General features: G+C 50.8%; 19 protein-coding genes. 2 read left to right on the plus strand and 17 right to left on the minus strand.

The annotated features are described in order from the left end of the window. Window positions 1–16: 16 nt before the first annotated feature. The 12 genes from ACTRXI_RS06410 to ACTRXI_RS06465 form a co-directional block, all read right to left on the minus strand. Window positions 17–1,294 carry a glycosyltransferase family 4 protein gene (locus tag ACTRXI_RS06410; protein ID WP_474261638.1) on the minus strand — a complete coding sequence of 426 codons (1,278 nt, stop codon included), beginning with the start codon at window positions 1,292–1,294 and terminating at the stop codon, window positions 17–19. Then, complete coding sequence (locus tag ACTRXI_RS06415; protein ID WP_474261640.1) at window positions 1,291–2,397, minus strand: glycosyltransferase family 4 protein; 1,107 nt, start codon at window positions 2,395–2,397, stop codon at window positions 1,291–1,293. Before ACTRXI_RS06415 ends, ACTRXI_RS06410 begins: the two co-directional genes overlap by 4 nt. After that, entirely contained in the window at window positions 2,297–3,712 is a 1,416-nt protein-coding gene (locus ACTRXI_RS06420) for a hypothetical protein (protein WP_474261642.1), read from the minus strand. The genes ACTRXI_RS06415 and ACTRXI_RS06420 overlap by 101 nt, the downstream gene beginning before the upstream one ends. Window positions 3,713–3,725: 13 nt before the next feature. Then, the gene (locus ACTRXI_RS06425; RefSeq protein WP_474261644.1) at window positions 3,726–4,631 is read right to left on the minus strand and encodes a glycosyltransferase family 2 protein; all 906 of its coding nucleotides are present in this window, start codon (window positions 4,629–4,631) and stop codon (window positions 3,726–3,728) included. Beyond that, entirely contained in the window at window positions 4,632–5,933 is a 1,302-nt protein-coding gene (locus ACTRXI_RS06430; protein ID WP_474261646.1) for a lipopolysaccharide biosynthesis protein, read from the minus strand. Further along, window positions 5,887–6,885 (minus strand): GDP-mannose 4,6-dehydratase, encoded by a 999-nt coding sequence (gene gmd, locus ACTRXI_RS06435; RefSeq protein ID WP_474261647.1) that lies wholly within the window; start codon window positions 6,883–6,885, stop codon window positions 5,887–5,889. The genes ACTRXI_RS06430 and gmd overlap by 47 nt, the downstream gene beginning before the upstream one ends. After that, window positions 6,882–7,838, minus strand: a complete 957-nt coding sequence (locus ACTRXI_RS06440; protein WP_474261648.1) for a GDP-L-fucose synthase family protein — start codon at window positions 7,836–7,838, stop codon at window positions 6,882–6,884. The genes gmd and ACTRXI_RS06440 overlap by 4 nt, the downstream gene beginning before the upstream one ends. Before the next feature lie 271 nt (window positions 7,839–8,109). Further along, window positions 8,110–9,498, minus strand: coding sequence for a sugar phosphate nucleotidyltransferase (locus tag ACTRXI_RS06445; RefSeq protein ID WP_474261649.1), 1,389 nt, complete (start codon window positions 9,496–9,498; stop codon window positions 8,110–8,112). A 42-nt stretch (window positions 9,499–9,540) separates the two neighbouring features. Beyond that, on the minus strand, window positions 9,541–10,299 hold the full coding sequence (locus ACTRXI_RS06450) for a tyrosine-protein phosphatase (protein ID WP_474261651.1): 759 nt from the start codon (window positions 10,297–10,299) through the stop codon (window positions 9,541–9,543). A gap of 51 nt (window positions 10,300–10,350) precedes the next feature. Continuing rightward, entirely contained in the window at window positions 10,351–11,274 is a 924-nt protein-coding gene (locus ACTRXI_RS06455; RefSeq protein WP_474261652.1) for an NAD-dependent epimerase/dehydratase family protein, read from the minus strand. Window positions 11,275–11,289: 15 nt separating this feature from the next. After that, a complete protein-coding gene (locus ACTRXI_RS06460) occupies window positions 11,290–11,784 on the minus strand; it encodes a winged helix-turn-helix domain-containing protein (RefSeq protein WP_474261653.1) in 495 nt (164 codons plus the stop codon). A gap of 57 nt (window positions 11,785–11,841) precedes the next feature. Next, window positions 11,842–12,576 (minus strand): tyrosine-protein phosphatase, encoded by a 735-nt coding sequence (locus ACTRXI_RS06465; RefSeq protein ID WP_474261654.1) that lies wholly within the window; start codon window positions 12,574–12,576, stop codon window positions 11,842–11,844. Between the two features lie 218 nt (window positions 12,577–12,794). Here ACTRXI_RS06465 and ACTRXI_RS06470 point away from each other — a divergent pair, with 218 nt between their 5' ends. Both ACTRXI_RS06470 and ACTRXI_RS06475 read left to right on the plus strand, forming a co-directional pair. Beyond that, entirely contained in the window at window positions 12,795–13,967 is a 1,173-nt protein-coding gene (locus tag ACTRXI_RS06470; RefSeq protein WP_474261655.1) for a sensor histidine kinase, read from the plus strand. A gap of 61 nt (window positions 13,968–14,028) precedes the next feature. Next, on the plus strand, window positions 14,029–14,700 hold the full coding sequence (locus tag ACTRXI_RS06475; RefSeq protein ID WP_474261656.1) for a response regulator: 672 nt from the start codon (window positions 14,029–14,031) through the stop codon (window positions 14,698–14,700). A gap of 275 nt (window positions 14,701–14,975) precedes the next feature. Here the strand turns inward: ACTRXI_RS06475 and ACTRXI_RS06480 are convergent, their stop codons facing one another. Genes ACTRXI_RS06480 through ACTRXI_RS06500 form a run of 5 tightly spaced genes read right to left on the minus strand, consistent with a single transcriptional unit; the run spans window position 14,976 to window position 21,282 of the window. Then, on the minus strand, window positions 14,976–16,898 hold the full coding sequence (locus tag ACTRXI_RS06480) for a right-handed parallel beta-helix repeat-containing protein (protein ID WP_474261657.1): 1,923 nt from the start codon (window positions 16,896–16,898) through the stop codon (window positions 14,976–14,978). 34 nt (window positions 16,899–16,932) lie between these two features. Beyond that, window positions 16,933–18,105 carry an ROK family protein gene (locus tag ACTRXI_RS06485; RefSeq protein ID WP_474261658.1) on the minus strand — a complete coding sequence of 391 codons (1,173 nt, stop codon included), beginning with the start codon at window positions 18,103–18,105 and terminating at the stop codon, window positions 16,933–16,935. Window positions 18,106–18,164: 59 nt separating this feature from the next. Beyond that, complete coding sequence (locus tag ACTRXI_RS06490) at window positions 18,165–18,986, minus strand: carbohydrate ABC transporter permease (RefSeq protein WP_474261659.1); 822 nt, start codon at window positions 18,984–18,986, stop codon at window positions 18,165–18,167. Further along, window positions 18,987–19,928: a carbohydrate ABC transporter permease gene (locus ACTRXI_RS06495; protein WP_474261660.1), complete on the minus strand. Its 942-nt coding sequence runs from the start codon at window positions 19,926–19,928 to the stop codon at window positions 18,987–18,989. Between the two features lie 55 nt (window positions 19,929–19,983). Continuing rightward, window positions 19,984–21,282, minus strand: a complete 1,299-nt coding sequence (locus ACTRXI_RS06500) for an extracellular solute-binding protein (protein ID WP_474261661.1) — start codon at window positions 21,280–21,282, stop codon at window positions 19,984–19,986. Window positions 21,283–21,294 lie beyond the last annotated feature (12 nt).

Raw genomic sequence — 21,294 nt, forward strand, 5'->3', positions numbered from 1 at the left:
CCTTCCGGTTGGATTTTTATGAAGGCTTTGCCTTTGTCCCCGGCATCACGGCTGCCTGCTTCTCGCGCGTCAGATCCTCAAACAGCGTGCGGTACTTTCCGATTGATGCCTCCTTCGTTAATTGCTGGTCCAGATATGACCGTCCGGCTAGCCCCATCACTCTCCGGTCTTCGGCGTCCATGTGATATAAGGCTGCGATCGCTTCTTCCACCGCTTCGTAATCACTCGGCTCTGCCACCAAACCGGAATTGCTCATCCGCAGCAGCTTTTCCGCTTCGCTGCCAGCTTCAAGCACCCCGATCACCGGTTTTCCGGCAGCCATGACGCCGTAGATTTTGCTTGGCACCGACACGCCCTTAATCCCTTTCTGATTCACGATTAAATGCACGTCCGCTGCGTTTAACGAATATTTGATGAATTCGAACGGCTGATATGGCAGAAAAATTACGTTGGTGAGATGATGCTTGTTTACAAATTCCTGCATTTCTACTTTTTTCGCCCCTTCGCCGATAAATACGAACATCATATCCGGGTAACGATGAAATTTTTCGGTGAGCCGGATGAGGTTTTCCAGGTCATAATACAGGCCGAGGTTGCCGGAATACATGACGATAAATTTGTTCTCCAGGCCGTGTGTGTGCAGAAACTTCTGGACCGCCGGGTGCGTTTTGTCGAGTGGGACAATTTCTTTTTCGTTCGTCCAGTTGTTGATTACGCTGTGCATCGGCGTCTTCCGTTTACCAAAACGGCGGCGGAGCGTTGCGCGCATGTCTTCACCAACAACGACCACATGATCAGCAAAGGCACAGTTAACGGTATCGACAGCCTTCGCCAGCCGGAGCACCGTCTGGTTTTTCACGTAGCCGGCCGCTTCAGCCTGTTCGGGGTTAAAATCCTGAATATTGTATACGTGCTTCGCCCGCTTGATGACTTTCCCGATCGTGCCGAGCAGGCCGCCGACCACCGGCGGCTGCGAGATCGTGTACACAAGATCTACATCTTTTTCCCGCTGCAGCGCTCGCAGAGCACGCAGGAAGTAGAGCGCCACGTATTTGGCCCGGCTCGCCTTCGAATTTTTATTAACCCGGGGGAGCGGCACGCGAACCACTTTAATCGGACCGTGATAATCGACCCCTGAAGGCCCCTGCGCAGAGGCTCCTGCGTATCCGGGCTGCGCAGCGATAACGGTAATCGTGAAGTCTTCAGCCAGCTCCTCGCACAGCTCGGTCATCAGCTGGCCGGTGGAAGCAAGGTCGGGGTAAAAGTAGTTGATCACAAACACCAGTTTTTTCATCCAAGCTTCTCCTTTGCTGAAGATTCGGCTGCTTCCGGCGGCGCTGCTTCCGGGACGGCCCTCTGAAATATTTTGTGAATCCGATCGGTATAGTCTGTTTCTTTAAACGAGTGCAGGGCATACGTCCGGTTGACCCGGGCTGTTTTCTGAAGATCACGGATGCTGATGTCCTGGAGCAGCCGGGCAATGGCGTGCGGCGCCTGCTTGGGGACAAAATAGCCGTTTTCTTCTTTAACAATATCCGGAATGCCAGCATGCTTTGTCGTAACGACCGAGAGCCCGTTCGCCATCGCTTCGATGACCGAAATCGGCTGGCCTTCATTCGGGTAGTAGGTGGGAAGTATAAACACATTGCACGTGCGCAGCAGCTCTTTTTTGGCTTCACCGCCAACTACGCCGTGAAACACGACGTTGGTTAACTCGTGCTCTTCAACCATCGCCTTGAACCGCTTTTCTTCCTTCGGATCAAAAAAAGCACCCGCAAAATGAAATGTCATTTCCGGGTGATCCTTTGAAAGACTCGCCGCCTTCAGTACGTCCAGGTAGCCCTTGGATGCAATGAAGTTACTTAAAAACAGCACGTGCTTGCCGTTCATCGTCTCTATTTTTGTCTCCAGCTCCTCCTCGGTGAGCAGTGCTTCCTTTTCCACAAAGTTTTCGCAGATGACAAGCTTTTCATTTGGGATAATCGGCTGAAAGAGCGCTTTTAAGCTCTCGCTCAGCACGACCACGCAGCTCGCTTTGGGAAGCAGCTGTTCGTTCAGCTTCCGCTGCAGCGGATTCATCTCGCCGAGCAGCTGTTTAAAGTAGCCGCCGTGATAGTGAATAATCACCGGGCGCCTTTTCCCCAGCATGATCGCAAGCAGCAGCAGGTCCCGGGCATTGCCGCCCTTCGAATGGGAAATCGTGAAGTAAAAAAAATCGCAATTGGAAGTGGCAAGCTTTCGTATCGTCGAAAAAATACGCTTGTTATTAGTAAGGTTGATTGTCTGCATATCGTAATCAGCCTGAAGCTCTTTTGCGTCGGCTATCTTGAAGAGAGCCTTTGACAAACCGTGTACCGGCGGGGGAAACTGGCCGACGAGCGCCGCTTTCGTGCGCATATGCTCTCACCTCCTTGGGGTTTACCAGAAACGGCCGCTTTCGGAGCGGCTTTTCAGCCATAAGCTCGTGAACGAAGAAATACAGGACGGCGGTAATGATCATATAAAACGACATTTTAAACATGGTAATCGGGTCATACGCGAGCCAGCGGGGGAATGTGGTGAGAATGATGATGCCGACGAAAATAAACAGCGGGTGGCGGGCATTCGCCAGTCTGTTCAGGATCACTGCGATCACTGCCGCAATCGCGACGATTCCGCCAAAGCCGAAAAAGTAAAAAAAGTAGCTGGCGATAAATCCGCCGCCCCCGGCCGGCGATATTTCCGACAGGTAATTGCTCAGCTCTGCCTGTTCAAACGGAATGCGGCTCGTCGGAAGAAAGATCCGCATCACAAACGCTGCAGCTGCGGCCATCCGGTCACCGGCACCAAGCAGGCCGTCCTGCAGCAGCCCCGAAAACAGAGTGGAGTTGTACAGTACTTCGCCGGCATTGCTCGGCATGTAGCTGCCCTCCGAGTAGCTGCTGAGGCCGAAGTTAATGCTTCCCGGGTTCTGCAGATAAAACGAAATATTCGTCCGGATGCGGCCGAACACCATAAACACGTAATAGATGAGACCGCCGCCGGCAAGCATCATCACGGGCGAAAGCCGTTTTTCCCAGAATAGAATAAACAGCAGCATTCCGACCTGGAGCGCTTCGATCCGGCCGCCAAACAGAATCATTTTTGCGATATACAAAAACGAAAGCCCGAGCAGCAGGGCATTCGCGTAAGGAATGTTTTTCGAGTAGTAGTAGCCGAGTATTATAAACAGCACCACGTACTCCGAAATCGCGAGACTCCCGAAGGTTGCCTGTGAATTCATCCCGTACCCGCCGGACTCCAGAATGTTTTCACCCGATTTCCCGAGCACAATTATGACCGTAATCGCGGCAAGGCTCACGAGATACAATACCCAGTTGGACTTCCGCTCCAGCCGGTCAGCGATATAGACCGGAGCCGCCGGCTTCCGGGTAAACAAATAAAGCACGAGCAGAAACAGCGACATGATCAGAAGCGTTTTATCATAATACATCGGATAAAAGTAATCGTCGTAGTACGTCGTTTTGTACCCACCGTAGTACACGTAGGCGAAGTTCATATAGTACGTGCTCATAAATACCACTAAGAGCATGACGGCCTTGAACCTTCGCAGGTGGTAAATAAAATGAACGATGATCAGCAGATTGGACGCCACCGCGAGAGCGGGGCTGCCGTTAATCAGCAGCAGAAGCGCGATAATTTGCACACATATGAGAACGTATTTCGTAAACATCGGCGTACCTCACTTATCTGCCATGGGTTTTCTGGTACTCTAAATACTTGACTCCAAGCAGGCCGGCCAGGTTTCCGGCGCCCATATACACGTACTGCAGGGCCTTGACCCGCTCGTGCTCCCAGCGGAAAGCGGCCGGTACGTACAGGAGAAGCCCCTGGATGATTCGGCCGCTCCCCACGATGGCCCGGCTAGCTTTTGCCCTTCGTGCATTCGCTTTTGCCCCGGTGCAGAGGGCAAGCGTGTTGCCGGAGCGGTAGGCCCGCTGCAGCACCCACTGCCTCGTTGTGCGCGTGGTTGGAATCAGATCGTAGACGACCGCCTCCTCCGCGCAGATCATCGTATACGCCTCCCGCTCCAGCTCGGTGAATAAAAACGTGTCGGAGCCGCCGGTAAGCGCGAGCGCTTCGTTAAACCGGTAGCGGTCGAAAATGCTTTTCCGCATCAGCAGGTTGTTGGTTGCCGCCCGCCGGATCGGATCCCCGGTACGCCGCTCCAGGCCGCTAAAAAAGCCGCCACGGATCACCCAATCGGGCGCCTGCTGTTCAAACACGCTCACGACCTTGCCTTCCACCACGTCTGCGTCGTACATGTAACGGGCGACAAGCAGCTGCTCGAGCCAGTCGGGCGCCGGCGTTTCGTCATCATCCACAAACACGACAAAATCCGTGTCCCCGGCCAGCCGGAGCGACGTGTTTCGAGCTGCCGGTATCCCCCTTTTCGGTTCTACCTCGTAGATGAGCGGGTACGGGTAGTTGAGTGGAAGCGTTGCAGCTGCGCTGCCTTCGGCGTCGTTATCAACAACGACTACTTTTAATTCGGGGTGGTGCTGCTCCCATTTCTGTGCGGCAATGCCTTCCAAAAGCGCCTGTAATCCTTCCGGACGTTGATACGTAATAATACATACCGCAAGCTTCATTTATTCCTCCCTCTTTTCTGCGACGGGAATGTCTGCTTTCATCTTCAGCACCAGAATAATGCTGAACAGCAGCTCACTAAGCATAAGCCCGACGAGCGCTCCCGCTTCCCCGAACGCCTGCACAGTCACAGCGGTCATGCCCACCGTAATGACGGCAACAGCCATACCTGATTTGGCGAGCATTTTAAAAAACAGTGCCGACTGAAAATAATTGGAGTAGTTGACTCGCACAAGCTGAAACAAAAACACGAGCATCCATAAAAGCACATACTCCTGAATGCCCTGGTACGCTTCCGGAAACGCTCCGGAGGGCACGACGGAAAGAGCGGCCATCAAAACGAGCGTATACACGAGCAGAATAGCGACCGAAGCTCCCATCCCCTGATACATTAGCGTCTCGGCCCGACCCGGCCGTTCGCGCACCATCGCCTTGCTGAGAAGCGGACGCATCACGTTGCTCCAGCTCGAAATAATGAGCACAATCGGCGTCATAAGCAGCTTGGCCGCCGCAATATAGGCGACTTCGGTAACACCCAGCATCAGAAAGAGCAGCAGCAGGTAGGCGTTTCCCTGCAGCCAGCTGCTCGTTGCCCCGAACAGGCTCCACTGCGACAGCTTCCACGTGTCACGGAATTTCTTCCGGATCACCTGCTTCGGCGGCAGATGCGCCGTAAACTGGTACATTTTTTTAACTGAAACGAGCAGTGATGCGACACCGGTGATCAAAAACATGAGCGATACGTACACAATATCGGTATACACAGCCGCGCCGATCGCTACGAGTGCTGCCACAGCATAGACGCTATCCCGTTTGAGCGCTTTCTGGGGAAGCAGCTGCGCGTACTCCTCGGTGCGGAAATATTCCCGAAGAAGCAACAGACAGATCGCGAGCGGCAGCACCCAGAGGGATGCTCTGTCGATACCTGTGACTCCGCTGAAAAAGGTGATCACCATCATCGAAAGAAATACGATAACTAAAAACAGCAGCAGCACCGCAAACAGGCTGCGCCGGAGCAGCACGGCGTCCTCCTCTTCAAGCTTCGGAGAAAGCACAATCATCGGTGTATTAATCAGCGCATTTTGTACGCTTAGAAATAAAAAAAACACGCCCATAAACATCGTATAAAATCCGTAACTTTCCGGAGAGCTGAAATACACAAAGGCGAGACCGATCGTAAAGTTCACGCCGCTCAGCGCCGCCTGGTCCAGAACGGTATAGAAGGCTTTGCCGGAAATGTTTCCGGCAAGCACCTTCTTAAGAAGTTTCACGATAGATTGGCCGTACGTTTTGGTGACTTCCATAATGGTTCAAATCGCTCTCCACCATCATTTCCACCAGCTCCCGGAATCCGACCTCAAGCTCCCAGCCGAGCTTTTCCTTCGCCTTCGTGCAATCGCCGAGCAGAAGGTCCACCTCCGCCGGCCGTACAAATTTCGGGTCGGTCACGACGTAGTCGCGCCAGTCGAGGCCGACATACTCGAACGCAATCTCCACCAGCTCCTCCACCGTATGCGTCTCCCCGGTGGATATCACGTAATCATCGGGCTCGTCGCTCTGCAGCATGAGCCACATCGCCTTCACATAGTCGCCGGCGTAGCCCCAGTCGCGTTTGGCATCGAGGTTGCCCATCCGAAGCTCACTCTGCAGCCCGAGCTTGATACGGGCAGCGGCGTCGGTCACCTTCCGGGTGACAAATTCCATACCGCGCCGCGGCGATTCGTGGTTGAATAAAATACCGGCGCACGCGAACATATCAAAGCTTTCCCGGTAGTTGACGGTAATCCAGTGACCGTACGTTTTGGCGACACCGTAAGGGCTGCGCGGCCAGAACGGGGTCGTCTCCGTCTGCGGCGTCTCAAGCACCTTGCCGAACATTTCGGAGCTGGATGCCTGGTAAAAACGGGCGTCCGGCTTGGCAATACGTACCGCTTCCAGCATGTTCACTACCCCAACGGCAGTAATCTGACTTGTCGCAATCGGCTGTGGCCAGGATGTTGCCACAAATGACTGGGCCGCCAGGTTGTACACCTCGTCCGGCTGCGCCTGCTGCACGGCGCTGATGAGAGAGGACAAATCGGTCAGGTCGCCGTCGATCCATTCAATTCTGTCTCTTACGTGTTCAATGTTTTCAAAGTTCGGTGTGCTCGTCCGGCGCCGGAGGCCGTAAACCGCGTAGCCTTTTTCCAGCAGAAATTCCGCCAGATATGAGCCGTCCTGGCCGGTCACGCCGGTAATCAGTGCTGATTTTGTCATAGAGAAGCAGCTCCTTTATTTGGTAGTGCCGCCTGGCCGGTGTACCAGTCGTACGTTGTTTGCAGCCCTTCGGAAAGCGAAGTTTTCGCCTCCCAGCCGAGGCTGTTCATACGGGTGACGTCGGTGCGTTTCCGGAACGTGCCGTCGGGCTTTGTTGTGTTAAACGTAAAATCTCCCTCGAAGCCAGTGACGAGCTTGAGCGTTTCGGCAAGCTCCCGGATCGGGATGTCGCGTCCGGTGCCGATATTCACCATGCCGGTGCCGTCGTACTCATTCATCAGAAAGACGCACGCATCGGCGAGGTCGTCCGCGTACAGAAACTCCCGGCGCGGCTCGCCCGTTCCCCAGATTTCAACGGTGGGATCGCCATTGATTTTCGCTTCGTGGCATTTGCGCATCAGTGCCGGCAGCACGTGCGACGTTTCCAGGTCGAAATTGTCGTTTTTCCCGTACAGGTTCGTCGGCATCGCGGCGATAAAGCGGGTGCCGTACTGGCGGTTGTAGGATTCGCACATTTTCAGGCCGGCAATTTTAGCGATAGCGTACGGTTCATTCGTTGGCTCAAGCGCGCCGGTCAGGAGAGCGTCCTCTTTAATCGGCTGCTGGGCATGTTTTGGATAAATGCACGTACTGCCTAAAAACAACAGCTTTTTCACGTTGTACTGATAGGCTGCATCGATAACATTCGTCTGAATATACAGGTTATCGCGGATAAAATCTGCCGGATAATCGTTGTTGGCAGTAATGCCGCCAACCTTCGCGGCTGCTAAAAACACGTAATCTATCGAAGAGGACTGAAAAAAAGCGTCTACATCATTTCGGTTTCGCAAGTCGAGCTCGCTGCTCGTCCGGTACACCAGGTTCGTATAGCCTTCCTCCTGCAGCTTCCGCACAATTGCAGAGCCTGCAAGCCCCCGGTGCCCGGCTACATATATACACGCATGTTTTTCCACTGGTGATCCTCTTTTCCTGTAAGATTTTGGCGTTTTGTAATACCTGCATCTATTCAAAACAGATGACTGAAGTCGGAATGCCAATGGTCTGTCTTTTCATCTGCAGCAGCGTTGTATGCGCAGCTGCCGCAGTTAATCTGGAGGCATTGAACCTCTCCTCACGCAGCGCTGTTGACGATCAACGTCTAAGGCTCTTTGGAGCCCTTAGCACTGCCGAGTGCCTCCATGTGATACCGGTGCAGGAGACATGACCGAATATTTTTGAAAAAAGTTATTTAATGAATTTGGCAGCGGAGCCGTTGTGGGCGCGGAGCACGTCCTCCCATGTGTCATGAATCCGGACTGTGTCTTCATCGCTGATGTCAATGCCGGTCTGGACCTCCACGATTTCAAGATCAATGGTAGCCCGGAGCGCGTGCTTTGTGCCAGCCGGCAGGTGGACGACATCCCCCGCTTTGATGCGGTACATATGATTGTCGACCGCAATCTCCCCTTCTCCGCGCACGACCGTCCATACTTCATCGCGGTTGTGATGGTAGTGAAGCGTGGAGTTTTTTCCCGACTCCAGCAGAATTCGCTTTGTAATCATCATCTGGCCGTCCGGGTACTTGGCGTAGTCGAGCACCCGTGACCAGCCCCACAGCCGCTCCTCGTACATCTGCGGGTAGCGGAAGTCCTTGATAAGCTCTTTAATCTGCGAGCTCGACTCCTTGTTGGCGACGATGATGCCGTCGGGACTCGACACAATCACCATGTTGCTCGCATCGATAACCGCGACCGGGATATCGAGCTCGTTGACGAGGTGTGTGTTAACCGAGCTTTTGGAAATAATGCCTTTCCCGGTCTGGTTGGACGCCATCTCCTCGGTGAGTGTGTTCCAGGTGCCAAGGTCCTTCCAGTCACCTTCATATTTTAAAACGGTGATCTTTTCCGCCTTCTCCACGACCCGGTAGTCAAAGCTGATCTCAGGGATCGTGTGGTACTGGCTTTTAAGCAGCTCGTACTCAAACGGCAGCTTTTCCTCCTCCAGAATCCGGAGCAGGTACCCCATCGTAAAGCCGAATACGCCGCAGTTCCACAGCGCCTGTCTGTCGATGAGCTGCTTTGCCGTTGCTTCGTCCGGCTTTTCCGTGAAGGCTTTGACGGTAAAGGCTTTGGTGTCTTCGTTCCACCCGTCCGGAACGATATACCCGTATTTGGTGGATGGGTAGATGGGCTGGACTCCCATCAGGGCCATATCGCTCGAGCCTTCATGAATCAGCTGCTCCAAAAGTTCAAAATTTTCAAAAAAAGTAGTGTCTACGAATGCGTCTACCGGCAGCATTACAATTACTTCCTCCGGAAACGCTTTTTCCACAGAAAACAGGTAGCTCGCTGCAAGTGCTACGGCGGCGAATGTATCCCGGCGCTCCGGCTCCATGACGAGCGGAACGTTTTCCCCGAGCTGGCGTTTAATCAGGTCCTTCTGTGATTCTGAAGTGGCAATCACCGCCGAGGAAGCCAGACCGCATGCTTCCAGCTGTCTCCACACCCGCTGGACCATCGACTCCTTTTCGCCGCCCGGCCCGTCTAGCACCTTTAAAAACTGTTTGGATCTCGTGTCGTTGGACAATGGCCACAGCCGTTTTCCCGAACCTCCGGATAACAGGACTAATCGCATCTGCATTCCTCCTTGTTTCCTGAAATTTTGGACAGAATTTCCTTACATTCGTTTAAAAAAAGCACGCTTCTTGTGCAGTGGCCTGGGCGGGTCGACAAACGCCGGTGAACCGACGAGAAGACGCTTCGTATTTTCCTGCAGCTCCCGGGCCTTTTTCAGGCCGAGAACTGCTGCTGTCTGCTCGTAGGCAGGCTTCAGGCGAAAAGGAACGCTGTCTGCCTGGGAGGCGATGAAATGAGCCAGGTTTTTCCGCAGGAGCTTCAGGGCGAACCGTTGTCTTTTCCACCCCTGTCTCCCAGCCACCGCCTCGGCGCTTACCTGAGCGAGCGCCCCGTGGGATACAAAATAATAAAGCGGTTCATCCGTTTCTTCGCTGCTCTGCAGCCGCTCCGGATGTGTCATGATCGGAATATAGCCCTCGAGCTGCATCGAGTGAAACAGCGCTTTGATTTGCATGAAGGTGTCGCCTGTCTGCATTTCCACGAGGACGTAGTTGGTATCCTCGAGCGGCAGCAGCTGCCCGGATAAAAGGTCATCTACCATCTCCTTATACAGCGTAATTTCGTGGCCGCTTTTTACGTGCAGTGGAATACTTTCGGCCCGGAGCTGCATATTAAAATCAAGCACGGCTTCTTTGACCGCCAGGCCGTCGTTGTCATAGACGCCCGGCCGGTAGTGCGGGGTCGCAAAGACCGTCTGAATATTGTTGGCGGCCGCTTCTTTGGCAATGGCAGTGCTTTCCTTTACTGTTTTCGGCCCATGATCAAGGCCGGGCAGTATGTGCGTGTGTATATCGATCATACGGCGTTCCCCCAGGTATTTGTTTCGATTCGTTACTTGCGGGGATCGCCTTTACGCCCGGCCGGCGCGGTCCCTCTCTGTTTCCCATTGATACAGAGCCTGTAGCCCCTTGGCAATCGATACCTCCGGATACCAGCCGTACCGGTTGATTTTTGACGTATCAAGCGTTTTTCTCCGTAATCCCCCGGAGCCAGAGCCTGTAAAAAACACAGCCCCCCTGTAGCCGGTAATCCGCTTGATCAGCATAACGAGCTCCTTCGCGCTGACCTCGCGCTCCGTGCCGATATTGACCGGACCCTTTTCGTTGTAATGGTTCATCACAAACACACAGCCGGACGCCAGATCTTCGCCGTAGATAAGCTCCTGGAAGGCGGGTTCCTTTTCCGGAATCTCCACCTTCGCCTGCCACTGGTCCCGGGCCTGGATGCACCGCTGCATCGCATCGGCCACCATGCTGGACCGCCTGTTCATATCCTCCACCGCGTACATCCGCGGAGCCACCGCAATGTGAAAATTCGTGTGGGACGCCCGGTTGTAGGCCCGGCAGAGCGCGATGCCTTCCCTGGTCACCTGCGTCTGCTCAGCGTATACCTCGTCAATGATGCCCCGCTGCAGAAATGTTTCCTTCAGCGGCTGCGGGGTGTATTTCGGGTACACGTGAATATCACCGACGTACAGCAGCTTTTTCACGTTGTAGCGGGCGGAGGCTTCAAGAACGTTCGCCTGCTGCCAGCGCCTCGCCTGCAGTCCCACTTTTGTATTTGATTCTGCGTATTCATAGCCGTCGGTCATGAACACATATTCAATATTTTCCTCTGCAAAAAACGTATTGACGGCCCGGATACTCTCCATGCCCGTGTCGATGCCGCTTTGCACGACCACGTTTTCGTACCCCTGCTTTAATAGGTAGTGATAAATGGCGCTGCCTGCCCGCTCCTGATGATTGGTTACGTAAATCTTCGCCTGTTTATCCAACCCGGCTTCCTCCTTTTAAGATACTTTTTCTTTTTGTCTGCCTACGCTGATCAGTACCTGCTCAATATGATTCAGCATCGAAGTCGTCGCGAATGTCACCGTCGTCCCTTCCCCGAGGTAGAACTGCTTGCCCCAGTGCGGAGAGTTTTCCTCCACTTCAATCACATATTCCACCGGGGAGCTCCTTTTCGGATCGGGCGTAATATAGATGGTTTTCCAGTCGATGCCCTTCAGCTGCTCGTGCAGCTCATCCCAGTATAAGTACTGCTTGATGAGCGATTCCATCTGCCCGTGCAGGTAGTAATTTTTATTGATTTTGTAGTAGCGGCGGTTTTTGACCCAGCGGTCGGTAATTAAATTCATGTCATACAGCCGGCGCAGCTCGAGACGGATAGCATTTGTTGACTCCTTGCATTCGCGCACGAGCTCACGCAGATACGTTTCTTCCTCTGTCAGATAAAATTTCATTACGAGTCGCAGTCTTGTTTTGGATGTTACTAATTGGTGCAAAACCATCTCCCCCTTCAGTCCCCTCGTCAATACAGATTATGTGCGTTTCCGGCGGTTTTATAACGTAAGCGCCGGCGGTGTGATCCTCCCCCCGTTCAGCAGCAGGTGCGTATTTTTCTGCATTCGCTCCCACTCCCCCAGCCGCTGCATTCGGACAAACTGCCAGTATGCCTGATCCAGGCAGAACGGCTGGTCATAAGCACTGCACGCGTTCGAGGCCACAAAGTGCACGAGCCGCTTTTTTAAAAAATATTTTGCCCAGCGCCTGTCGCCTCTTCCGTCGCGGCCCAGCAGCGCTCCGGCGCTGATCTGAACGGCTGCTCCTTCATTCACGAGCGTCTCAAGGCCCCCATGCCTTTTCTGAAACATCCGCAGCCGCTCCGGCGATGAAAGAATGGGAATAAACCCGCGATTGTACAGTTTTCTGAGCATCTGCCGGACGTACAAAAAGCTGTGGGTTTCATTCATATGAACGAGTACATAATTGGTATGCTCCAGTGGCAGAATCCTTTTTCTTTCCAAATCGGTTTCCATTCCGTCATACAGGGTGACTTCCTGACCCGAGCGGACGCGGACCGGAATCCGGGCTTTCAGGAGCTGAAAATTCAGAAATTTCACCGCCTCCGTAACGAAAATGGCATCAAAATCGTACGACGGATACCGGTACCTCGGCGTTGCGTAAATAATGCTGACACCGGCCGCTGCTGCCTGCCTGGCCATTTCCAGGCTTTCGTTCATCGTGTTTGGTCCGTGGTCAAAGCCGGGAAGAATATGGGCATGCATCTCAATCATGTACTCACCTCTTTCCTCTCAAGTAAGGCAAATGTCCTATTTGATATTTTTTAGAATATTTTGCCTGTTGCCGTTTCTTTTATATTAATAGTCCAGTATAATTATTAATAGTAATTACCTAGTCATTAATAATCACACAAATGTTAATAGTCATATGACCTTTTCTAGGAAGATGGGACCCCGCGCGGGATTACCCTGGCGAAAGGGAGTGGACCTGAATGAACCGCCGCCAGCGAATCTTCATGTATACGATCCAATTTATAGCCATCATCGCAGCCGGACTGTTCGTATACATGGAGTCGCCGGACGAGCGGTGGCTTGCCGCAGGCCTCTGCTGGGTATTTGGTATTATCCAGGTGACCCGGCTCGTAATTTTATCCATACCGCTTGCCCGCTTTTCCTCGGTAATGGTCATCAGCCTCCAGTTCGTCATTGCCTGGACAGTCCAGGTGATTGCCGGGGGATTTGTGCCGCAGACGCTCTTTTTCGTCCTGATTGCCGAGCTCGGGTACCGGGCGCCGAGGCGCTTCAGCTTTCCGTTTATGCTTTTCTGCTACGCGGGGTTTGTTAGTGCTACAGCCTTTCACGAAGAGTTTCCGGCGACTGCCGGTATCGCCTTTGTGCTTCCACGCTTTATCGAATACGTCCTGTTCTGGGGATTCAGCTATTTGGCCAAACGCTCTACCGAGCAGCGCAATGAGCTGCAGCGGGCCTATGACCGGCTCCGCCTGTATCACCGGGAGATGGAGGACAAATCCATCATGCAGGAGCGGCTGAAGCTCTCCCGGGACATTCATGACAGCGCCGGTCATTATTTAACCACCTCCATGATGGCGCTTGAAACAGCCAAACGGCTGCTCGAAAAAGGCGAAGTCGAAAAAGCCCGTACCCAGCTGCAGACGTCCAAGCACCAGGTGCAGGAAACGATGAAAGAAATCCGGAAAACGGCTCATTCCATGGCGCATACCGACGGCTTCATCGACCTTTCGGCTGCACTTGAGGGGCTTCTCGTTTCCACACGCGATACATCGGATGTACGGATTGAGTGGCAGTTTGATGAGCCGCTGCCCCTGCTCCGGGCGGAGCAGGAAATGCTTTTGTACCGGATGCTCCAGGAGGGGCTCACCAACGGCCTCCGCCACGGCGGATGCACGTTCTTTTCGTATACACTGTCCACGAAGGTGCCCGGCCAACTGATTGCCCGACTTGAAGACAACGGACGCACTGTCACGAAAAACGTAAGCTACGGCTTCGGCCTGCGCGGGCTTTCTGCCCGGGCGGAAGAACTCGGCGGCCTTCTGCGCTTCGAAGCAATTGCGGAAGACAGAAACGGCATGGCGCTCGAGCTGCGCCTGCCGGTCAAGGACCGAAGCCCTTACACCCCGTCGTAATACGGAACTGACTATTTATACGCATAAATCTCAGGATAAGTATAAGAAGGAGGATCTGCAGATGGAAACCGTGCGGATAGGGATTGTCGATGATCATGCTATTGTCCGGGACGGACTGGCGATGATCATGGAGCTTGAAGAGGATTTGGAAGTGGTCGGTATTGCGAGAAACGGTGCGGAAGCAGAAATGATGCTTACGAACGAGCTTCCGGACGTAGTGATGCTTGATGTTTACTTAGAAGGCAATAACGGCATCGAATGGCTCCCGGATTTTCAGCTGACATCGCCGCAGACGAAGTTTATTATGCTCAGCTCCTACGTGGACGCTGAAAACGTCATTCAGGCGCTTGCCAACGGGGCGAAGGGATTTCTCCTGAAGGACTGGGAAAGCGAGGAGCTCGTCCGCTGCGTGCGCCAGGTGGCCCACGGCCAGATGGTGCTTCCGACATCGGTATCGGAGACGCTGAGCGACCAGCTCGCTGCCCGCAACCGGAAGGACGGTGCCCCGCATTTTCAGGAAACCGAGCATACAACCGAATTGTCCCTGCAGGACCGGCGGATCATGGATCTGCTGCTCGCCGGCTACTCCAACCAGGAGATCGCGGATACGCTGTTTTTAACGCTTGGCACCGTCAAAAATTACCTGACCGCCATATACAGGAAAATCGGTGTCCGCAACCGCCGCGAAGCTATTGCCTATTTCCAAAAAAGACACAAACAAACCGGCTCCTGAATTTCAGAAGCCGGTTCGAGCTGGGTGGAATATGATGAAAAAGAAATTTTGGGTCATTAATATACTTATGGTTTTTCTCTTTTTACTCACAAATACTATTTTGTATTTATTTTTCGATTTATATCGTTCAGCTTCAAATATTGCCGTTTTAACTATAGTTACCATCGCTTTAAGCATCCTCAGCCAATGGAACTACCGGAAACACTATAAACATACAACACGTCCATGATTCGTTTAAGATGTCATGAATGCTATAGCCTTTCGTCTTTACTCAGTCAGCCCCACACTTTAACGTAGTTTTCTCCTGGCTTCAGATCATTAATTGGGCCCACTGCTTCTTTTTCATTTTTCTTATTACCATAGTAATCCTCGTTTAATATTAACTCACTGCCATCCGGGTTCTCGAAATCGGCATCAACAATACGGGTTCTATGCAAGGTCTCCGTTGATTGAATGTTCCCAGGCATCTGTTCAAAATCCTCCGGAAGTTCACAGTAAAGATACACCTCGCTGCCTTTTTCAATAATCTCTAATTTGGGGTCAAAATGATCTGCCGTTAATTTCTGCTCCTCTCTTTCAAAGGGCTCTGCTCCGTTTAAATAAGCATTGTTATTAATATACACCGGCTGCTCCACGTTATTGAATGCTTTATGATCTGCAGAGAAATCGTTTACTGTATCAATATATTCCTCGAGCGACGCCGTATATCCATTATAATGATTCGTTCCTGCGCCTTTAAGACCTTTATCCCCTATAAATAGATTATTAAAGTAGCGGTCGTCTCCGCCGTAGGTTACAGCAAAACCAGCCATTTCTGTACTATGCGGAACGTGGTATGGAGTCGCGCGGTCCAGCATTTTCTTATGCACCATTTCGCCACGTATCAAATTATTAACGTAAGCCCCACCCTGAGCGTGGTTGTCCAAAGCGTAATCCGCAGTTAGGATATTGTGATCGACTACATAAGGACCGCTGCTTACCTCCACAAACAAGTCGCGGTTATTCCGGTAAAATAAATTACTGCTGACTCTGGTTCCCTGGGTTTGCCAGTCCAGCCAAATGCCGAGGGAGCAGCCATGAATACGATTGTGATAAATTTGCACATCAATCGCAGCATGCAGCTTAATTCCTGCAATTTCATGCCCGAAGAACTCACGCTTTATACCTATGTTATAAATATGATTGTTATATATTTCACTGAACACGCACCCCAGGTGCCCCACAACAGCGTTTTGTCCGCAGTCGTAAATTATATTGTGGCGGATAATATGAGAGCCGACTTTTTCCTTCGTCCAGCCGGACTGCTGGGCCTGAAAGATTGATTCCACCTGGTACTGATACCCGGATTTATCCTTTCGTGTCGTACTGTAATTCTGTCCGGTGGAAGCCTCTTTTCCTATACTGATCGCACTGCATTTGGAATCATGGATGATATTGTTTTCAATAATCCAGCCTTTGCTCCAGTGCGGTCCCACAAGCCCCGGCTGATCAGCTGTAGGCGGTGTCCACGGGGTAGCCGCCTGAGCCATTTCAAACCCGCTGACGGTAATATAATCAACACCCGTTTCTTCAGGATAAAAGCAGCATTTGCGTACATTTATTTCCACAAGCTCCTGCGCGGGATCCATGTCGTGACAATTAATATATATCGTCGTTGTATGCTGATCCACTTCTGCAAACCATACATACTCCGTCTGCTCCGGGTCTTCGACGGAAACGGTTTGTTCCGTCCAATGATCCACGATCTCCGTTTGCACCGTTGGACTGTGCACTTCCTGAATATCTTCCGCCTCGTAAAGCGACTTTCCGTTTATATACACATCACCCAGGTGCCTGCCGGGATTATATTTCACCCAGTCTCCAAAGATTTTTTCTTTGTAGGGATTATATTTCCCGAAGAAATCGTTTGGCAGTGTCGTTTTCCAGACCGTGCCTTCTACCTGCTCCCAATCTGTTATCTGCTCCGACCCCTTGATGACCACCCTCTCCCCGTCAGCTGCTTTATACGTGATTCTTCTCGATTTGCTTAGTCCTGCATGTTTGGGCTTCACCCATTCCCGGTACTCTCCTTCATGCACAATCACGGTATCACCTGCTGTCGCGACATCAGCTGCCTGGTTAATGGTCAGGAATGGGTTTTCCCTTGTGCCCCTATTATCATCTGATCCATTTTTCGCCACATGGTATTCATTAGCCATCGTATCTGCTCCTTTTGCACCGTCTCTTTTTTTCTTATACTACTGTAACCCTGTTTTCCGAGAAAAACTGTTCAATTGAAAATGCAGCACAGCCGAGCGCACATGACAGCATACCGTGTTCGGAGAATTTCAATTCAAACGAATCATGGTAATACGGCAGCAGACGCTGCTGAAGCACACGCTGAATCGGATTACGCAGCCATGGTTCTAATACAGCAAACCGGTTTCCGATAATGATTTGCTCCGGGTTAAAAGTATTTACTATATTGGTAAGTACAATGCCAATATATTCACCTATTTGATCGAAGGCATTCAGCACCCTGGGGTGATTTTCCATAGCCATTTCAATAAGCCTCTCCAGGCTGATTCTGGTGTCGGGCGGGAAAATGGGTCTTACTTTATTCATTAACGCTGCCTCGGAGCTGTACATTTCCCAGCACCCCCTGTTCCCGCAGGAGCATTTCTTTCCATGGGAATCAATCGAAACATGCCCTATTTCCCCGGAAATACCTGTCGATCCTTTGTGCAGCTTATCGTTAATAATAAGGCCTGCTCCAATCCCCACACCTATGCTTAAATAAATCAAATGAGACATATTCTGCCCTGCACCGTATATTTTTTCCCCATGAGCCCCGGCCTTTGCTTCATTTTCAATCGTCACAGGGAGCCGGAATTCTTTTTCCAGATAATCTTTTAAATCAACCCTGTGCCAATTAAGATTCGGGGCAAATAAAATCAAACCCTGATTGTCAATCATGCCTGGCACCCCGAGACCAATACCGATGATACCGTACGGGCTCTCGGGTGCTTTCTGCTGCAGCGCCCTGATCAGATTTTTTACTTTTGGGAAAATAATTTCAGGTTCGGTCTCCTCAATTTCAAGCTTTTGTTTATTAATAATATTGCCCTGCAGATCTGTTATAACGGCAAGAATGTAATTAACACCAAGGTCCACCCCGATGGAATAGCCTGCACTCTTATTAAAGAACAGCATTGTCGGCCTGCGTCCACCGCTTGAAAGGCCCACGCCTATTTCCCCGGCAAAATGCTCTTCCATCAGTTCACTCACCAGACTGGAAACAGTAGCTTTGTTTAAGCCGGTAATTTTTGAAATTTGAGCCCGGGAGACCGGACTTTCTGTCTGAATTTTATTTAATACGATGGACTTATTAATTTTTCTTACAAGACCTTGATCACCAGTTTTCATATATGAGTCTCCATGTTTATTTATTTTTACATAAAGGGAGATCCGTTTTATTCATAAAGTTATCCCTTCACAGAGCCCGCCGCGAGTCCTTTGATGATTTTCTCCTGGGCTACGAAGTATACGAGCAGCAGCGGGACGCTTGCCAGGGTTAAGGCAGCCATCAGTCCTGGAATGTTTATCGAAAATTCTCCGTAAAATTCCCGCAGCCCGATGGGAAGCGTCGCTGCTTCGTCGGAGTTCGTTAACACGAGAGCAAAAATAAACTCGTTCCATATATGGATAAAGTTATAAATGGCTACCGTGGCGGTCGCTGGAATTAATAGAGGGAATAAAATTCTCCAGAATAACTGCAAATGCCCGCAGCCATCAATTTTTGCCGATTCGATTAATTCCTTCGGCAAATCAGACATAAATTGAGTGTAAATCACTACCGATATTGGGAGAGCAAAGGCCACGTAAGGACCAATAAGGCCCCAAAGAGTGTTGTACAGCCCCATGTTCTGGGTAAGCAGGAAAATAGGAATCAGCGTCGTGTGAATAGGAATCATCATCCCTACCATAAACAGCAGCAGGATCGGTCTGTTTAATTTGAATTTCATGCGCGACAGCGGATAGCTTGCCATCGCAGAAAATATGATCGTTAAGATAACCGAGATCACTGTTACAAATAAGCTGTTGCCAAAGAACTGAAAAAAGTTCGTTTCAAACAGAAAGGCATAATTCTGAAAGGATAAAGCCTCCGGCAGCGCCCAGGGTGCTGAAGAAAATTCCGCCTGCCCTTTAAAGGAGGTATTAATCATGACGAAGAAAGGAAGACCGGTAAATAAAAGAAGAGCAATGGCTACGATATACAGCGGGGTTTGTCTTAATTTATTTATCATCTAGAAATCCGCCTTTCTTTTGTTATCTACGGTAATGATGCAAAGTGTCACTATAAATGCAATGATGAACATCATTGAGGATATAGTACTGCCGTACCCCATGCTGAAGTTTGTGAACGTCTGGTCATACATATAAGTAGCCATTAATTCCGTAGAGTTGTTTGGACCGCCGCCAGTCATTACATAAATTAAATCGAAATACTTTAAAGCACCAATGATGGAAAGAATGGCAGAGGTGATAATGATAGGACGAAGTAACGGCAGTGTAATTCCCGAAAACTTCCTCCAGGCTGAAGCGCCGTCAATATCAGCGGCTTCATATAAGTCCTCCGGAATCCCGACGATAGCGGCCCGGAATAAAATCATATAAAACGGGGCAAACTGCCAGCAAATTGTGACAATAACGGCCCAGATGGCGGTATCTTCACTGCCAAGCCACCCACGCTGTAACGATTCGAGACCAACAGCGCCAAGGAATTGGTTTACGAGTCCGTAATTGGCATCAAAGATATAGATGAACAAAATCCCGATAGCCACCGTAGACATTAAGAAGGGCATAAAATAAACAGTACGGAACAGCCGCATCCCTTTGATCGGACTGAACAGCAGCAGAGCCATAATTAAGCCGAGAGGCAGCTGCGTTAACAATGAAGCCCCAATCAGCAGGGCGTTGTTTCCTGAAGCCTGCCAGAACACACCATCCCGGATGACTTCAAAGTAATTCTGCAGTCCAATAAAAACCATATTGGAATCGATGCCGTTCCAGTCAAACAGACTGTAATAAAATGTCATCCCAATCGCATAAACCACATACACGCCGTAGAAAATTAGCGCTGGAGCCATAAATCCTAATATGACCAGCCAATTCTTGGCATTCTTTTTCCTGGAAGCACCCCGGGATTTTGTGTTCACTTTATTTTCGACGTTGGTAGCCAACAACATTCACCTCAATTTTTAACTATGTCAAGCCGGTGGACCGGCTTGACATAGAAGTTAATTATTCCAGCTCTTCCTGGGCAGCCTGTTCCATTTCTTCTGCCGCTTCTTCTGGTGTGATCGACCCGCCAAATAAGGCCTGTGTCGTGTCCAAATGGACTTCTGCAAGCGCTGGAGGGAGGGTCTGGTCATAGTACGTTTGTACAAAATCAGCTTCATCCAGAGTTTCACTTAAACGCTTGATATATTCATCTTCATACTCCGCCCCCTCTACTGGAGACACAGCGCCGCTTTCATTAGCAAAGTCGGTGGCTGTTTCCTGATCGGAAATGAAGTTTAGGAAGTCAATAGCGGCTTCTTTGTTATCACTTTGCTCCGAGACGGAAAATGCCGGGCTTACCCCGCCCACAAGGTGGTTTTGTGCGCCTTCCCCGCCCTCAATTTCAGGGAACATAAAGTAATCGAGGTTTTCTTTAAATTCAGGCATTTCATCATCCACGTTTTTAAGCATTGCCCCGCTGGTCATAATTTCCATTGCAGCGTCACCTGAATACATTAATTGACGGGACTGGCCGTTGTCATAGTCGCTGCCGTTAATGCCGTCCGGGAATGCGTTTTTATCCACCAGCTCCTGGATCTTTTCCCCTGCTTCGATATATGCTTCATCATCAAAGCTTCCTTCGCGGCTAAAGGCGTCAGCGAATAAATCTTCCCCTCCGGCCCTTTCAGCAAGGTACATCAAATAGAAAGCACCTGGCCATTGCGTCTGGTTTGCGAGAGCAAACGGAATGACGTCATTTTCATTTAATGTATCTACAATGTCTAACAGCTCATCATATGTTTCGGGTTCTTCGAGACCATATTCCTCGAAGATTTCTTTGTTATACCATACAGGCACTAAATCAAGACCCATAGGCACGCCGTAAATTTCATCATCAAAGGTAACTGTGTCTAATCCCGCTTCCAGAAACCTGTCTGACTCAACTTCGTCAGTAATATTTACCACCTGATCAGCATCCACGAAATTTTCCAGCCAGCCGCCGCCCCAGGAATGAAAAATATCGGGAGCGGCATTACCACCCATGGCCGTACTAATCTGCTGTTTGTATGGATCGTTTTGGTAATATTTTAAATTTACTGTAACTCCTTCTTCCTCTTCGAAACGCTCTGCCGCATCCTGAAGTACTTCTTCTCCTGCTCCTGTTTCAATATGCCAAACTTCAATAGCATTATCTCCGCCGCCGTTTTCACCTGAAGAAGCCTCTTCCCCGTCCGGGCTTTCCGGGTTTGCAGGCTGGCACCCTGCCGCAAAGATTAAAAAAGCTGGTAAAATTGCTGCCATAGAAACTTTGTAATTCACGTTCAATCAACT

Source organism: Marinococcus sp. LNHM4E3-1, from assembly GCF_056034405.1.